Origin of the sequence: Roseivirga seohaensis (assembly GCF_001592945.1) — a bacterium.
Classification (GTDB): Bacteria; Bacteroidota; Bacteroidia; order Cytophagales; family Cyclobacteriaceae; genus Roseivirga; species Roseivirga seohaensis.
The window spans coordinates 23,753-39,419 of record NZ_LRPB01000006.1; the positions used below are offsets into that span (position 1 = coordinate 23,753).

At 39.4% G+C, this 15,667-nt stretch carries 12 protein-coding genes; 10 read left to right on the top strand and 2 right to left on the bottom strand.

Annotation, left to right across the window (positions count from 1 at the left end; all coding sequences use genetic code 11):
• Positions 1 to 33: 33 nt before the first annotated feature.
• The 10 genes from AWW67_RS03845 (at position 34) to AWW67_RS03890 (ending at position 12,746) form a co-directional block, all read left to right on the top strand.
• A complete protein-coding gene (locus AWW67_RS03845; protein WP_062300385.1) occupies positions 34 to 441 on the top strand; it encodes a 6-pyruvoyl trahydropterin synthase family protein in 408 nt (135 codons plus the stop codon).
• The gene (gene folE, locus AWW67_RS03850; RefSeq protein ID WP_053222770.1) at positions 404 to 1,099 is read left to right on the top strand and encodes a GTP cyclohydrolase I FolE; all 696 of its coding nucleotides are present in this window, start codon (positions 404 to 406) and stop codon (positions 1,097 to 1,099) included. Before AWW67_RS03845 ends, folE begins: the two co-directional genes overlap by 38 nt.
• Positions 1,099 to 1,803, top strand: a complete 705-nt coding sequence (locus AWW67_RS03855; protein ID WP_062300386.1) for an SDR family NAD(P)-dependent oxidoreductase — start codon at positions 1,099 to 1,101, stop codon at positions 1,801 to 1,803. Before folE ends, AWW67_RS03855 begins: the two co-directional genes overlap by 1 nt.
• Entirely contained in the window at positions 1,804 to 2,430 is a 627-nt protein-coding gene (locus AWW67_RS03860; RefSeq protein ID WP_062300387.1) for a flavin reductase family protein, read from the top strand.
• Between the two features lie 202 nt (positions 2,431 to 2,632).
• Positions 2,633 to 4,876, top strand: coding sequence for a sodium-translocating pyrophosphatase (locus AWW67_RS03865; protein ID WP_062300388.1), 2,244 nt, complete (start codon positions 2,633 to 2,635; stop codon positions 4,874 to 4,876).
• A 206-nt stretch (positions 4,877 to 5,082) separates the two neighbouring features.
• Positions 5,083 to 7,905, top strand: a complete 2,823-nt coding sequence (locus tag AWW67_RS03870; RefSeq protein ID WP_062300389.1) for a type I restriction endonuclease subunit R — start codon at positions 5,083 to 5,085, stop codon at positions 7,903 to 7,905.
• A gap of 38 nt (positions 7,906 to 7,943) precedes the next feature.
• Positions 7,944 to 8,336: a GxxExxY protein gene (locus AWW67_RS03875; protein ID WP_062300390.1), complete on the top strand. Its 393-nt coding sequence runs from the start codon at positions 7,944 to 7,946 to the stop codon at positions 8,334 to 8,336.
• A 128-nt stretch (positions 8,337 to 8,464) separates the two neighbouring features.
• Positions 8,465 to 9,982: a restriction endonuclease subunit S gene (locus AWW67_RS03880; protein WP_082793968.1), complete on the top strand. Its 1,518-nt coding sequence runs from the start codon at positions 8,465 to 8,467 to the stop codon at positions 9,980 to 9,982.
• Positions 9,983 to 10,123: 141 nt separating this feature from the next.
• Positions 10,124 to 11,215: a Fic family protein gene (locus AWW67_RS03885; RefSeq protein WP_062300391.1), complete on the top strand. Its 1,092-nt coding sequence runs from the start codon at positions 10,124 to 10,126 to the stop codon at positions 11,213 to 11,215.
• A gap of 1 nt (position 11,216) precedes the next feature.
• On the top strand, positions 11,217 to 12,746 hold the full coding sequence (locus AWW67_RS03890) for a class I SAM-dependent DNA methyltransferase (protein ID WP_062300392.1): 1,530 nt from the start codon (positions 11,217 to 11,219) through the stop codon (positions 12,744 to 12,746).
• Positions 12,747 to 12,830: 84 nt separating this feature from the next.
• Here the strand turns inward: AWW67_RS03890 and AWW67_RS03895 are convergent, their stop codons facing one another.
• Positions 12,831 to 14,165 carry an ABC transporter permease gene (locus tag AWW67_RS03895; protein ID WP_062300393.1) on the bottom strand — a complete coding sequence of 445 codons (1,335 nt, stop codon included), beginning with the start codon at positions 14,163 to 14,165 and terminating at the stop codon, positions 12,831 to 12,833.
• 1 nt (position 14,166) lies between these two features.
• Complete coding sequence (locus AWW67_RS03900; protein WP_062300394.1) at positions 14,167 to 15,447, bottom strand: efflux RND transporter periplasmic adaptor subunit; 1,281 nt, start codon at positions 15,445 to 15,447, stop codon at positions 14,167 to 14,169.
• Between the last annotated feature and the right edge of the window lie 220 nt (positions 15,448 to 15,667).

The window sequence follows — 15,667 nt, forward strand, 5'->3', positions numbered from 1 at the left end:
AGCACACTTCTTACTCATTTTTAAATTACCAAAATGAAAATAGCTGTTTATCGTAAAGAGCATTTTAATGCTGCTCATCGACTTTATAATCCCAAATGGAGTGAAGAGAAGAATGATGAGGTTTTCGGGAAATGTAACAACCCCTCTTTCCATGGCCATAATTATGAGCTCATTGTAAAAGTTGTAGGCGAGCAAGACCCAGAAACAGGTTATGTATGCGACATGAAAATTCTAAAGGATATTATCAAAACTCATGTTACAGATAAATTCGATCACAAAAACTTAAACTTAGATGTAACCGAATTCAAAAACCTGAATCCAACAGCAGAAAACATCGCACTGGTAATCTACAACTTATTGCGCCCAGAAATTGACCAAAAATTAGAATTGAAAATAAGACTCTATGAAACAGAACGGAACTTTGTCGAGTACCCCGCTTAACGTACTTAGTAGAATTGAAGAAATTGGAGATGAGCACGTAGGTACTTCTTATGAAACGCCAATGGTTCCGAATGCTTTCGATATGGACGATGACTTAAAACAAGAGCTCATTGAAAAGAAATTTAAGGAGATCATGGAAATCATGGGGCTTGACTTAAGTGATGACAGTCTTTCGGGTACGCCTAAACGCGTAGCCAAAATGTATATCAAAGAAATTTTTAGCGGACTAAGCCCCGCTAATAAACCTAAAGTGACGCTTTTCGAGAATAAGTATCAGTACAATGAGATGCTGGTAGAAAAGAATATCACTTTCTATTCTAATTGTGAACACCATTTTGTGCCCATTATTGGAAAAGCGCATGTAGCCTATATTTCAAGCGGAAAAGTAATTGGCCTATCGAAGATCAATCGTATTGTGGAGTATTACGCAAAGCGTCCGCAAGTTCAAGAAAGGCTCACCGTGCAAATAGCAAACGAGCTCAAAACTTTGCTTGAAACAGAAGATGTGGCGGTAATCATCGATGCCGATCACCTTTGCGTTCAGTCAAGAGGTGTGAAAGATGTAAACAGCAGCACTGTAACAGCTCAGTTTCACGGTAAATTCCAAGAAAACTCTACGAAGAAAGAGTTGATGAGCTACATAAACACTAAATCTTAATGAGTCTATCAGGCAAGAATATACTTGTAGTAGGTGCTAGTTCGGGCATTGGTAAAAGCGTTGCGGAACTGAGCTTACAAAAAAGTGCTAATGTTTTTGTGGCTGGCAGAAATGACCCAAAGCTTCAAGGCGCTAATTATATTTCTTTGGATGTTAACCAAATGAGCACTGAGCTTGACGAACTTCCGGAAGTTTTACACGGAGTAGTATATGCACCAGGGTCTATCAACTTAAAGCCATTTCATAGAATTAGGCTTGAAGACTTTCAAGCAGACATGAATATCAATCTCTTTGGCGCCATAAAAGTATTACAAGCTTGCATGGGGCGGCTTAAGAAAGCCGAAGGAGCTTCGGTAATTCTATATAGCACAGTAGCGGTAAACATAGGCATGAACTTTCACTCCTCTATTGCTGCTGCAAAAGGGGCGGTAGAAGGATTGGCCAAATCACTTGCTGCAGAATGGGCCGGAATGAATATTAGGGTGAATGTGTTGGCACCTTCATTAACCGATACCCCTCTAGCAGAACGGTTATTGGCAACAGACGACAAGAAAGAAGCTTCTAATAAAAGACATCCTATTGGTCGGTTTGGGCAACCGGCTGACTTAGGCCATTTAACCACTTTACTTCTTTCAGATGAAGGAAGTTGGATAACAGGCCAAATCATTGGAGTAGATGGAGGAATGTCAACTTTAAGAACTTAAATGCAACTTTCTTCTTCAGATATTCTTAAGTTAGAACAGCGTTTTAGAACCAACCTGATCAATTGTCTTTCGGGTTTTAAAACCCCGCATTTAATAGGCACAAAGTCTAAATTAGGAATTACTAATTTGGGTTTATTTACTCAGGTAATGCATGTAGGGGCTAACCCTCCTTTAATGGGCGTACTCTTTCGACCTCATTCTGTCCCTCGTCATACTTTAGAAAACATTCTAGAAACGAAAGAATATACTATAAACCTTGTTCATAAAGCTATGATGGAACAAGCTCACTGGACTAGCGCCCGTTGGGAAAAAAGTGAGTTTGAGGCCACGGGCCTAACAGAACATTATTCAAGCAACCATTTTGCACCATTTGTAGCTGAAAGCAAAATAAAAATAGGCTTGGAGTTTAAAGAACAACACTTAATAACAGCCAATAAAACTATTTTGGTAATCGGAGAAATTAAAGAGTTAATTATAGAAGAGGAACTCATTACATCTGATGGCTTTTTAAATATTGAAGCCGCCAACACGTTGGCCATGACAGGCTTGGACAGCTACCATGATACCAATTCCATTAATAGGTTGGCATACGCTAAACCAGATATCCCTCCAAAAAGACTTGATTAAAAACATCACCTGCCACTTTTTTTAATTGTTGGTCTTCAAATTACCAGTTTCATTTTGAGCTTTATCCCGAATGGCATCTTTAAATTGCTTATTGAAGGCTTTAAAGCCATGTTATGATCGCTATTCTTTAATTCACATAGTTTTTCTTTTTGTAAAGGCATCTACTATCTTTGCACGTCTTTTATAAAACTGATAATTAAAAATGTCAAATCTGATTTATTTAGTCCCAATTCTCGGGCTAGTCGGCTTGTTAGTAATGATCGTTAAATCGAACTGGGTAAACAAGCAAGATGCAGGGGATGAAAAAATGCAAAACCTTGCCAAGTACATCCGCGAAGGAGCTTTGGCTTTCCTCAGCGCTGAGTACAGAGTACTCGCCATATTTGTAGTGGTTGCAGGTATACTTTTAGGAGTAATCTCTACCTTGGTTGAAACCACACACTACTTCATAATTTTTGCTTTTATCATTGGTGCATTTTTCTCTGCATTGGCCGGAAACATCGGTATGAGAATCGCAACTGCTGCCAATGTAAGAACTACCCAAGCTGCTAGAACCAGTTTAGGTCAAGCCTTAAAAGTTGCCTTTACTGGCGGTACTGTAATGGGACTTGGTGTTGCTGGTTTAGCCGTATTTGGACTAAGTATGCTCTTCATTCTATTGTTTGCTTTCTTTATGGATAGCGACATGGCGAATGGCGGTGTGTATCAAATGACAATCGTATTAGAAGCCCTTGCTGGTTTCTCTCTAGGGGCTGAGTCAATTGCCCTTTTCGCTCGTGTAGGCGGTGGTATCTACACTAAAGCAGCCGATGTTGGCGCTGACCTTGTAGGTAAAGTAGAGGCAGGTATTCCTGAAGATGATCCAAGAAACCCTGCTACTATTGCTGACAACGTAGGTGATAACGTAGGTGATGTAGCCGGTATGGGTGCCGATCTTTTTGGTTCTTATGTGGCTACAGTATTGGCTTCAATGGTGTTGGGTAACTACATCATTAGAGATATGGGCGGATCAGTTGATGACCAATTCAGTGGTATCGGTCCAATCTTGCTCCCATTGGTAATTGCAGGTGCCGGGATCATCTTCTCGTTGATCGGTACTATGTTTATCAAAATCAAAAATAACAACGCTAAAGAAGCAGAAGTTCAGGCCGCTTTGAACCGTGGTAACTGGATTTCAATCATATTAACCGCTATCGGTTGTTATTTCCTTATCGACCTTCTTTTGCCTGAAACTATGCAAATGAAGTTCTTTGGCGAAGGTATTTTAGAAATTACTTCTATCCGTGTATTCGGAGCTGTGTTGGTAGGTTTAGTAGTTGGTGGTTTAATTTCTTACCTAACTGAATTCTACACTGCCATTGGAAAAAAACCTGTAATGAGCATTATTCAAAACTCATCTACTGGTGCTGCTACAAACATTATTGCAGGTTTATCTGTAGGTATGAAGTCTACCTTCGGACCAATTATTCTTTTTGCGGGTGCCATTTGGGGTGCTTACGAATTGGCTGGTTTCTACGGTGTAGGTATTGCTGCTTCTGCTATGATGGCAACCACTGCAATGCAATTAGCCATTGACGCTTTCGGTCCTATTGCGGATAACGCAGGTGGTATTGCCGAAATGAGTGAGCTTCCTTCTGAAGTACGTGAGAAAACAGATATTTTGGATTCAGTAGGAAATACAACTGCTGCTATTGGAAAAGGGTTTGCCATTGCTTCTGCAGCATTAACAGCTCTAGCACTTTTTGCTGCATACGTTACTTTCACTGGTATTGATGGTATCAATATTTTCAAAGCCGATGTACTCGCTGCCTTGTTTATTGGAGGTATGATTCCTGTAATTTTCTCTGCTTTGGCTATGGAATCTGTAGGTAAAGCGGCCATGGAAATGGTAAAAGAAGTAAGAAGACAGTTCAAAGAAATTCCAGGCATTATGGAAGGCACTGCCACTCCAGAGTACGGTAAGTGTGTTGAAATTTCTACCAAAGCAGCTATTAAAGAAATGATGTTGCCAGGAGCTATTACCATCATCTTCCCTATTCTTGTAGGGTTTATCATGGGACCAGAAGCACTAGGAGCTTATATGGCAGGTGTTGCAGTATCAGGTGTACTTTGGGCGATCTTCCAAAACAACGCTGGTGGTGCTTGGGACAACGCTAAGAAATCTTTCGAAGCTGGTGTTATGATTGATGGAGAAATGACTTACAAAGGTTCTGACGCTCACAAAGCTGCTGTAACTGGAGATACTGTGGGTGATCCATTCAAAGATACTTCTGGTCCATCAATGAACATTTTGATTAAGCTTACTTGTTTGGTTGGTTTGGTGATTGCCCCTCTATTGGGTGCTGGTCATTCAGAGTCTGCTGACGACACTAAAGCTGAAGTAAAAGAAATTATTATTGAAGAACCAGCAGTAGAAATTACTGAAGTAGTGACTGAGTTGAACTAAGATTCAACAAAACATAAAATTGAAAGGCTACCCGAAACGGTAGCCTTTTTTTTGTACCCTCATTTCACTCGTAAAAAGTACTAGACTAATTAAAGGAAAAAATAGTAGATTGGGTGGTCGATAGGTGTTCTAACGACAATCAGAACATTAACAAGACTGGCAGTAAATTCTCATGAATGATTTGCCAAATGAATAGCGCTCATTAAATGCCAGATTACACTAACCAAAACCCTGAACAAATTGCGAGAGATCGAATTGACCAAATGCTCAAAGAGGCAGGATGGCTCGTTCAGTCGAAAGATACTGTCAATTTATCTGCGGGAATTGGCATAGCACTCAGAGAGACCAACACCGAGTCTGGTTCTGCGGATTACATACTCTTTGTGAATTCTAAAGCCGTTGGGGTAATAGAAGCAAAGGCCGAAGATTTGGGCTATAAGCTATTACAAGTTGAAGATCAATCGGCCAGGTATGCCAAGGACGCCATTAAGATTGGCAAGTTCATTCTAGAAAGTGAAAAGCCATTCGTTTATGAAAGTACTGGAACAATTACAAGATTTACCGACTACAGAGACCCAAAACCAAGAGGCAGAAACGTTTTTAGTTTCCATAAACCCGAAACTCTGGCCGAATGGATTAAGCAAGGAAAAAGCCTTAGAGAAAGGTTTTTAGCAACTCCCCCTTTAGACCCCACAGGGCTAAGGCCTGCTCAGATTAAAGCAGTGAACAACCTAGAGCACTCCTTTAAAAAGAATCGCCCAAAAGCCTTGATTCAAATGGCCACTGGTGCAGGAAAGACATTTACAGCCGCCACTTTTATTTACCGACTTTTAAAGCATGTAGACGCCAAGCGCATCTTATTTCTAGTGGACACCAAAAACTTGGGCGAACAGGCAGAGCAAGAGTTTATGACTTTTCAGCCCAATGATGACAACAGAAAATTTACGGAGCTTTACAATGTACAGCGCCTAACATCTAGCTACATCGCTTCTGATAGTCAAGTTTGTATTTCCACAATTCAGCGCCTTTACTCCATTCTGAAAGGCGAGGAATTGGATGAAAGCGCAGAACTCGTTAACCCAGAAGAAAACTCATGGGTTAAACAGCAGTTAAATAAAAAGCAGGCAGTTCCTGTAGAGTACACGCCTAAAGTACCGATTGAGCAATTCGACTTTATTGTAATTGATGAATGCCACAGGTCTATTTACAATCTGTGGAAACAAGTCCTCGATTACTTCGATGCTTTTCTGATAGGCTTAACAGCCACTCCCGATAAACGCACTTTTGGTTTCTTCAATGAAAATGTGGTGAGTGAATACACTTATGAAGAGTCGGTGACTGATGGAGTGAACGTGCCTTATGATGTTTACACCATTGAAACTGAGATATCTAAAAAAGGAGGTTTAATAAAAGCGGGCTGGTTTATTGACAGACGAGATAAACTGACTAGAAAAAAAAGGTGGCAGCAAGAGGATGAAGACACTGAATACAAGCGCAACGACTTGGACAGAAAAGTGGTCAACCCAAGCCAAATCCGAAATATTATAAAGGAATATAAACGAGCGCTGAAAACCGAAATTTACCCCAACCGCGTGGACAAAGACGGAGAATACGAAGTGCCAAAAACGTTGGTCTTTGCCAAAACCGATAGCCATGCCGATGACATTATAAAAATCATCCGAGAGGAATTTGACGAAGGCAACGACTTCTGTAAAAAAGTAACCTATAAGATTGAAGAAGACCCAAAATCAGTGCTGAATAGGTTTCGAAATTCTTATTACCCCCGTATTGCCGTAACAGTAGATATGATTGCTACTGGAACAGATGTAAAACCTTTGGAGGTGTTGCTCTTTATGCGCGATGTAAAAAGTGTAAACTACTTTGAGCAAATGAAAGGCAGAGGAACCCGAACCATTAATAGCGACTCTTTACAGATGGTTTCCCGTACCGCCAAAAGTAAAACCCACTTTGTAATTGTGGATGCCGTTGGTGCTATAAAATCTAAAAAGACAGACAGCAGACCCTTAGAAAGAAAGCCTACCATGGCCTTGAAGGATTTATTAGGTGCTGTGGCTATGGGTATTGCAGATGAAGATTTGTTCTTGTCATTGGCCAACCGCTTAATCCGATTAGAAAAACAAATCACTGAAAAGGAGAAAGAGAAGCTGTTGGAATTTTCGGGAGGCAAAAACCTAAAGCAAATCACCAAAGAATTGCTTACTGCTTACGACTCGGATGAAATAGATAGCAAGGCCCAGATTGAAATTGATAGCATCCCTATTGAAGATAGAACACCTGACCTCATTGAAAAGACAAAACAAGCCACACAGGCTGAGCTTATTAAACAGGCCACATCTACCTTTAATGGAGAATTGAATACTTACCTGGAAAACGTGCGAAGAGAACATGACCAGATCATTGACAGTATTAACATTGACACCGTTACTAAATCAGAGTGGGACACCACTTCGGTAGACAAAGCCAATGAAGTAGTAAAAGACTTTAGTGCTTACCTTGAAGCCAATAAAGACGAAATAAAAGCCTTAAGTATTTTCTATAATCAGCCTTACAACCGCAGAGAGATCACTTTTAAAATGATCAAGGAAGTGTTTGATAAATTGAGTTTAGAGCAACCATTATTAGCCCCTGACTATGTGTGGAATGCTTATGCTACTTTAGATAATATTAAAAGTGAACAACCCAAAGATGAACTCACCGCATTAGTTTCTTTGATTCGTAAAGCCTGCGGAATTGATAGCGAACTAAAATCTTTTGATAAAACCATTGAAAAAAATTATAACGATTGGTTATTTAAGCAACATACAGGTCAACATAAACGCTTTACGCAAGAACAACTCGACTGGCTCAAGATGATCAAAGATCATGTGGTAAGCAGTTACCATATTGAGTTGGATGACCTAGATTATACACCTTTTGATAGTAAGGGCGGTAGAGGCAAAATGTATCAGCTTTTCGGAAACGAAATGAATGATATTATTGATGAGCTAAATGAGGTATTGGCCGCCTAATTGTCTTGAACTGTGATTACTATGATAAATAGGAAAACATGATAAATGAGAAGTATAAATATTCAGAACTGACAGGTCAAATTATTGGAGCGGCCATGGAGTTACATTCCTTTTTGGGCAACGGTTTTCAGGAGGTTATTTATCAACGTGCTTTGTCGCACGAACTTGATTTAAGGAATATATTGCATACTCGTGAAGTTGAAATGGATGTGATGTACAAAGATATTCTGGTGGGCCAACGCAGAGTGGACTTTTTAATAGCCGATAAAATTAGTGTAGAAATCAAAGCATTAACACAACTCGAAAACGTGCATTTAGCACAGGCCATTAATTATTTAGAAGCCTACAATTTGCAAATAGGCTTACTGATCAATTTTGGAGAAACGAAACTGAAATTTCACAGACTCGAAAACAAGAAATTCAAAGCCTAATCATGATTTTACTAAAATTAAACACCATCATTCTTAACTGTGATCGCTTTGATAATTATGAAAACAGGATAAAACACAATCAAGGCCATCACAAAAATCAAATACATCACAGTTAAGACGACAGCAGGATGAGACAAGATTGGGTAGAAGTTGAAGTGAGTGAATTGGGTAAGGTAATTACTGGCGGAACACCGAGTAAAAAGAATTCAGAGTACTATTCCTCTTACGACTTCCCGTTTTATAAACCCACTGATTTAAATAAAGGATATTATGTCAGGGAATCTTCTGATTATTTATCTGATTTAGGTTTTCAACAATCTAGAAGTGCCAAGGCTGGCTCAGTTTTGGTGACTTGTATTGGCGCAACGATAGGTAAAACAGGGATTATTCGCAAAGAAGGCGCGTTTAACCAGCAGATCAATGCTATTGTCCCTAATAAACCTTTGTCAAGTGAGTTCATTTATTACCAAATAATCTCTTCCTCATTTCAGAGGGCAATTAAAAATGCTGCATCCTCAACTACACTTCCTATTCTAAACAAAGGGAGATTCTCTAAGCTAATTTTTAGGATTTGCCCCCTCCCCGAACAACGAGCCATTGTATCCAAAATAGAAGAACTCTTTTCCGATTTAGACAAAGGCATTGCCGACCTCAAAAAAGCACAAGACCAATTAAAAATCTATCGCCAAGCTGTATTGAAAAAGGCTTTTGAGGGTGAGTTGACAAGGGAATGGAGAGAACAACAAACCAATCTCCCAACCGCAGATCAGTTGTTAGAGCAAATCAAAGAAGAACGCCAAAAACACTATGAACAACAGCTTGAGAATTGGAAGCAAGCGGTAAAAGATTGGGAGAAGAATGGTAAAGAAGGGAAAAAGCCAGGGAAGCCAGCAATCTATAAGCTATTTGATTCCCCCGTGAAGACTTTAAATTTAAACCTCCCATCAACTTGGTTTTTTGACTGTATTGGAAATACATGTTCAAAAACAGAATATGGTTCATCTTCAAAATCAAATATATCTGGGAAAATACCTGTATTAAGAATGGGGAATATGCAAGATGGGAAGATTGATTGGAAAGATTTAAAATACTCATCTGATTCAGAAGAAATAAATCAATACCTATTAAAAGAAGGTGATGTATTATTTAATCGAACAAATAGTCCTGAGCTGGTTGGAAAAACAGTACAATACAAGGGTGAAAGACCCGCAATCTTTGCTGGTTACTTAATACGCTTAAATCAGATTGAAAATATTATTTCAGGAGCGTATTTAAATCATTTTCTAAATTCGCATCCTGCAAAAGTCTATGGCTCATTTGTAAAAACAGATGGAGTTAATCAATCAAATATCAACGGAGATAAGCTCTCTAATTACCCCATCCCTATATGTTCAATTGAAGAACAACACCAAATCGTCCGAGAAATCGAAACTCGCCTATCCGTTTGCGATAAGGTAGAGCAAAGTATTACCGAGAGTTTAGAGAAAGCCAAAGCCCTGCGCCAAAGTATTCTAAAAAAGGCCTTTGAAGGCACATTGCTTTCCACAGCAGAAATAGAAAAATGCAAACAAGCAAAAGACTATGAGCCAGCAAGTGTTTTGCTGGAAAGGATTAAGAATTCCTCCACTAAAGTTTCGGCCTCCTAAGGGAAGTTCATTCGTTAAAATTCGACCTTCGAAGAATGAAAAATTTATAACTCATGCGTAAGACACAAAACCTTTTGTATCTTACATGCCTCAATATTTGAGACACAAAACAGTTTATGTTACTTCCATAAGACACAAAATATGAAGCCCTATCAACCTGAGGAATTGCCGCTAAAAACCATAGAATGGGGGCAATTTATCGACCTTATGGGTAAAGCCAACAGGTACGTTGCCCGTTATGATGGCCTGTTGCAATCGGTAATTAACCCCGATGTGCTATTGGCACCACTTCGTACCCAAGAAGCAGTACTCTCTTCAAAAATTGAAGGTACACAAGCCACCTTAGAGGAAGTTTTGGAGTTTGAAGCAGATGAAAAAGCCAGCGACCACCTTAAAGGCGATATTTGGGAAGTAATCAATTACCGTGTGGCCTTAAAACAAGGCCGAGATAGTATGAAAGAAAGACCCTTGTCTCTCAATTCTATAAAACGAATGCATGAGGCGCTTATGCAGGGTGTAAGAGGAGACAGCAAAGACCCAGGTAACTTTAGAAGAATACAAAACTATATTGGTAGCCCTGGCTCAAATATAGAAAATGCTCGATTTGTGCCTCCTTCAATACCAGTAATGCTCGAAGCCCTGTACAACTGGGAAAAATACATCCATGTTGATGACAAAGATGTATTGGTACAATTGGCCATCATTCACGCGCAGTTTGAAATCATTCACCCATTTTTAGATGGTAACGGCAGAATGGGCAGAATACTGATTCCCTTATTTCTGTACCACAAAGAAATTATTCAAGAGCCTGTTTTTTACCTGAGTGATTACCTAGAAAGTAATCGATCTGATTATTATGATGCACTAAAAGAAATAACAGACAGCGGAAGCTGGACCAACTGGATTAGGTTCTTTTTAAACGCCATTATAGTTCAAGCCGAAAAAAATATTCGCAAAACCCGTGAAATAATTAGTTTATATGAGACGGTAAAACTAGAAATTGCCAACAGTACACACTCTCAGTTCTCAATTCAGTGCTTAGACTCCCTTTTTGTTCAGCCCATATTTTCGTCAAGAAATTTTGAGAAAAATTCTCAAATACCTAGGTCTAGTGTGGCCAGGTTATTAAATACCTTGGTTGAAAACAAGGTATTAGATATAGCCCAAAAGGGAGCTGGCAGAAGGCCTACTATTTATGCCTTTCGCAGACTTCTAAACATTGTAAACAATTAACATGACCGACTCAACTATAATATCAAAAATCTGGAATCTTGCTGGCGTATTGCGCGATGATGGCGTGGGCTATGGTGATTACTTGGAACAAATCACCTATTTGCTTTTCCTTAAAATGGCAGATGAGCTCAATAAGCCACCCTACAGCAAAGGCTTGGTTTTCCCTAAACTGAAAGATGTTGATGGCAATGAAATTCCAGAGGGAGAGACTTGCGATTGGGAAACCCTTACAGGCAAAAGAGGCGCTGAGCTAGAATCATTTTACAGCCAATTGCTCCGTAGTTTATCTACTGAAAAAGGCATGTTGGGTCAGATTTTCACCAAAAGCCAAAACAAAATTCAAGACCCTTCCAAACTCTTAAAAGTCATTGATTTGATCGATAAAGAGAATTGGAATATGATGGGAGCCGACATTAAAGGAACCATCTACGAAGGACTGCTGGAAAAGAACGCCATGGACAGTAGCGGCAGTTCTGGAGCAGGTCAATACTTTACACCAAGAGCCTTGATCAAAGCCATTGTTGCCTGTGTTCAACCAAAACCACTCAAAACCATAGCAGATCCAGCTTGTGGTACAGGTGGTTTCTTCTTAGCGGCCTATGACTGGGTGATTGCAAACAATTCGCTGGATAGAGAAGAAAAGGAGTTCTTGAAGAATAAAACCTTCTATGGCAATGAGATTGTAGCCAACACGCGTAGAATGTGCCTTATGAATATGTACCTCCATAATATTGGAGACATTATTGGCGACACGCCTATTAAGTCTACCGATGCATTGGTTTCTGATGATGGCTTCCGTGTTGATTATGTACTCGCTAACCCTCCTTTTGGTAAGAAAAGCAGCATGACCATCACCAACGAAGAAGGTGAGGCGGAAAAGCAAGACATGAGCTACAACCGTCAGGATTTTTGGGAAACGACTTCTAACAAACAGTTAAACTTCTTACAGCATATTAAAACCATGCTAAAGATTAATGGAGAGGCAGCTGTGGTTTTACCTGACAACGTTCTCTTTGAAGGTGGTGCAGGAGAAGAAGTGCGCAACCAACTGCTAAAGACAACAGAACTACATACAATCCTTCGTTTACCCACAGGGATATTCTATGCACCGGGAGTGAAGGCCAATGTGTTGTTCTTTACCAATAAACCAGCCAGTAAAGAAGCTTGGACAAAGGAGGTTTGGTTTTATGATTATAGAACCAATATCCACCATACGCCAAAGAAGTCGCCCATGACAATGCAGCATTTGGAGGAGTTCATTCAACTGTACAAACCAGAAAACCGAAATAAGAGAACGGAAACATGGAGTTCGGACAACGAAGAAGGGAGATGGCGTAAGTTTTCTTATGATGAAATCGTGGCAAGAGATAAAACCAGTCTCGACATATTTTGGATTAAAGATAAAAGTCTAACCGACTTAGACAACCTGCCAGACCCAGATATTTTAGCGAATGAAATTATTGAGAATTTAGAGTCTGGCTTAAATAGTTTCAGAGAAATCATGATAACAATTAATGGCTCAGAAGATTAAATTTTAGTATTTGACTCAATAAATATTAAAAGAAAGGCTACCGTTTCGGGTAGCCTTTTTTTGTAGGCTGGTTCTTTCTATTGATTACTCATACCTCAAGGAGGTAATTGGATCTTGATTTGCGGCTCGTTTGGCTGGTGCAATTCCAAAAATAATTCCGACTGTAACGGCCACACCAAATGAAAGTAAAATAGAAAAGGGACTTACTATGGTTGGGATTTCAGCCAATTCGGCAATACCAAAGGCAGCGATTAAACCTAAAAGCACGCCAATAGCTCCACCTGAGAAACTAATCATTATGGCTTCCAAGAGAAACTGACACACAATATCAAGTCTGGTAGCACCTAGTGACATTCGTAAACCGATTTCCTTAATTCGTTCCATTACAGAAGCCAGCATAATGTTCATAATACCAATACCTCCAACAAGAAGGGAAATACCTGCAATTCCACCCAATACAAAATTGAAGATATTTTTGGTGCGTTGTTGCTGTTTCAAGAGCAGTTCTGGTATACTAATTTCATAATCTACCACCTGACTGTGCTTACGCTTTAGCATCTTTGAGACGACCTGCGCTATAGAATTCATTTGCGCTGTATTAGACACCTTAAGTACCAATCTATCGAGCTGATGATAATTGACATTTGATTTTTCTTGATTACCACTCATTCTTGCCTGTTGAATTAATGAATTGGTCACCATGGCTCTATTTTCATACCTCACTAAAGCAGTACTCAAAGGTGTATAGATATCCATATTGTAATCACGAATACCTAGGTTGGACATACTTTTATCTGAAATGATCCGCTCCTCTAGCACGCCAATAACTTTGAGCCAATGTCTACCTACTTTTATATATTTACCAATTGGCTCTTCCCTACTAAAAAATTTCGATTTGATGGCCTTTCCTATAATACAAACAGGAACTCCCTTTTTTAAATGCTCCTTATTGAAATATTCTCCTTCATTGAGCTCAAAGCCTGAGATTTCAAAATAAGTATTCTCTACACCTACCAGCTTTGCAGTACGCCTAAAACCCTGCCTTGATACCTCGGTTTCTAGAACAATCTCTGGGCTTACCATATCAATACCAGGAATCATGTTTTTTATACTCTCAACGTCCATAAAATTGAGCCCCAATGAAAGGTTCTTTTTACCTTTTTGAGTACCTACTGCTCCAGCGGTTTCGTCCAATTCTCCCTCGCTTTGTTCAACAATAGGAGTGATTACAATATTGTTTACTCCAACCAATTCAATTTGCTCTAAAATCTCCTGTTGAGCACCAGAACCAATGGCCATCATAGCAATTACCGCAGCCACACCAAATATGATTCCTAAGGCAGTAAGTACACTACGGATTTTATTTGACAATACTGCTTCTGAAGCGATTGACAAATTTGAAAGGATTTTCCGGAGCATATCAATCCTTTTTAGCGATAGCTTTGACCCCTTCCGAAATACGCTTAATAGGTTTATCGTCCATATCGCTAGGATCTGAAAGGTAGAGAGTAAGACCTTCAGTGATGCCTCCAATTACTACAACTTGATCAGCATTAGACTTACCCAATTGCACCTCTTGCTTCACTGCACTCAAGCCGTCTTTAGCAATCACGTATGTGATAGAGTCACCTTGGCTATGAACTGCTTCCACAGGAATGAAAAGAACATCGTCTAGCACTTCAGCAATTACTTTATTGCTCGTGGTCATACCCGGTCTCAAAGTAGTATCCGACTCATTTACCACCACCATGATTTCAAATACCTTGGCATCTGAATTAGGGCGCTGCTGCCCCATATTGGCCACTTCAAATATTTGTCCTGTTAGTCTCTTATCTGGAAAGGCATCCAATCCTATTTCAACCTTCTGTCCTTTCTTTATATTATTAATATCTACCTCGTTCACAAAAGTTTTTGAAACCATATGGGTTAAATCTGGAAGGGTAGCAACAACGGGTTCCCAAGCATTTATTTGTGCACCTACCCCCATTTTATTACCTCGCCAATCACGTTTATAAATCAGCATACCTGGTTCAGGAGCCATAATTGTAAATTGCTTTTGTAAATCAAGCAAGGCATCGAGTTTGGCTTTATCATCCTGCATTTTGGCTTCAGCTCCAGCCATTCTGGCAACAGATTTTTGTCGCTGAAGCTCGTAATTCTCCATTTCAACCAAATATTGTTTCTCAGCCCTATCAAGTTCCATTTGTTTCTCTTGCACTACTGCAGGAGGCTCGTACTGAGAATTCTTCAAAACCAATTTCTTTCTTTCAATTTCATAAAGCAGATTATCCATTACATCTCTGGCTTTACGAAGCTCCATAGCTGTATCTAATTTAGCTTGAGTGAATTCAGATTTACTAACGGTAAAATCACTTCTCCTCTGTTGAAGTCGAGTGCCCAATTCCGTTTGATCCAAACGCGCCACATAATCGCCCGCATTTACTACGGTTCCTTCAGGAATAATATGTTCTAAAGTGGTTTGATAAATACCCGCACCTTGCATACCTCCTGGCCCCATGATTTCTACCGAGCTTTTGGCAAATAACTCACCCGATGCGGTTATTTCAGATCTGAACTGACCTCGTTGCACTTTGGCAAAGACCTCTGCTGACTCAGTGGAGCCTTTATTTACTTTGGTGATAAAAAAAATAAGCACCGCGACAAAAATGCCGATAACGATTATCAGATTACGTTTTTTCATTTTGTTGTTATTTTGACTGACCTTATGAACTATAAATATAGTCTTTATTATTACTTTTCAAATGTTAATTTTTCCTAATACTTTCTGAATTACACAATTCATAACTTTAGAATATCAAATAAAAATGAAACGAACATCCATTCATTGCATCGTTAGGCTAGAATGCACCTTATGATATTAGGATGAGTTGATAGATCAAATTGTTCTACATAGGCTTTTC

What these genes read in the sequence shown, in the direction of transcription:
- AWW67_RS03885 (WP_062300391.1), top strand. Translation starts at nt 10,124, where the DNA reads ATGAAGCCCTATCAACCTGAGGAATTGCCGCTAAAAACCATAGAATGG.
- AWW67_RS03845 (WP_062300385.1), top strand. Translation starts at nt 34, where the DNA reads ATGAAAATAGCTGTTTATCGTAAAGAGCATTTTAATGCTGCTCATCGA.
- AWW67_RS03860 (WP_062300387.1), top strand. Translation starts at nt 1,804, where the DNA reads ATGCAACTTTCTTCTTCAGATATTCTTAAGTTAGAACAGCGTTTTAGA.
- folE (WP_053222770.1), top strand. Translation starts at nt 404, where the DNA reads ATGAAACAGAACGGAACTTTGTCGAGTACCCCGCTTAACGTACTTAGT.
- AWW67_RS03900 (WP_062300394.1), bottom strand. Translation starts at nt 15,447, where the DNA reads ATGAAAAAACGTAATCTGATAATCGTTATCGGCATTTTTGTCGCGGTG.
- AWW67_RS03875 (WP_062300390.1), top strand. Translation starts at nt 7,944, where the DNA reads ATGATAAATGAGAAGTATAAATATTCAGAACTGACAGGTCAAATTATT.
- AWW67_RS03855 (WP_062300386.1), top strand. Translation starts at nt 1,099, where the DNA reads ATGAGTCTATCAGGCAAGAATATACTTGTAGTAGGTGCTAGTTCGGGC.
- AWW67_RS03870 (WP_062300389.1), top strand. Translation starts at nt 5,083, where the DNA reads ATGCCAGATTACACTAACCAAAACCCTGAACAAATTGCGAGAGATCGA.
- AWW67_RS03865 (WP_062300388.1), top strand. Translation starts at nt 2,633, where the DNA reads ATGTCAAATCTGATTTATTTAGTCCCAATTCTCGGGCTAGTCGGCTTG.
- AWW67_RS03890 (WP_062300392.1), top strand. Translation starts at nt 11,217, where the DNA reads ATGACCGACTCAACTATAATATCAAAAATCTGGAATCTTGCTGGCGTA.
- AWW67_RS03895 (WP_062300393.1), bottom strand. Translation starts at nt 14,165, where the DNA reads ATGCTCCGGAAAATCCTTTCAAATTTGTCAATCGCTTCAGAAGCAGTA.
- AWW67_RS03880 (WP_082793968.1), top strand. Translation starts at nt 8,465, where the DNA reads ATGAGACAAGATTGGGTAGAAGTTGAAGTGAGTGAATTGGGTAAGGTA.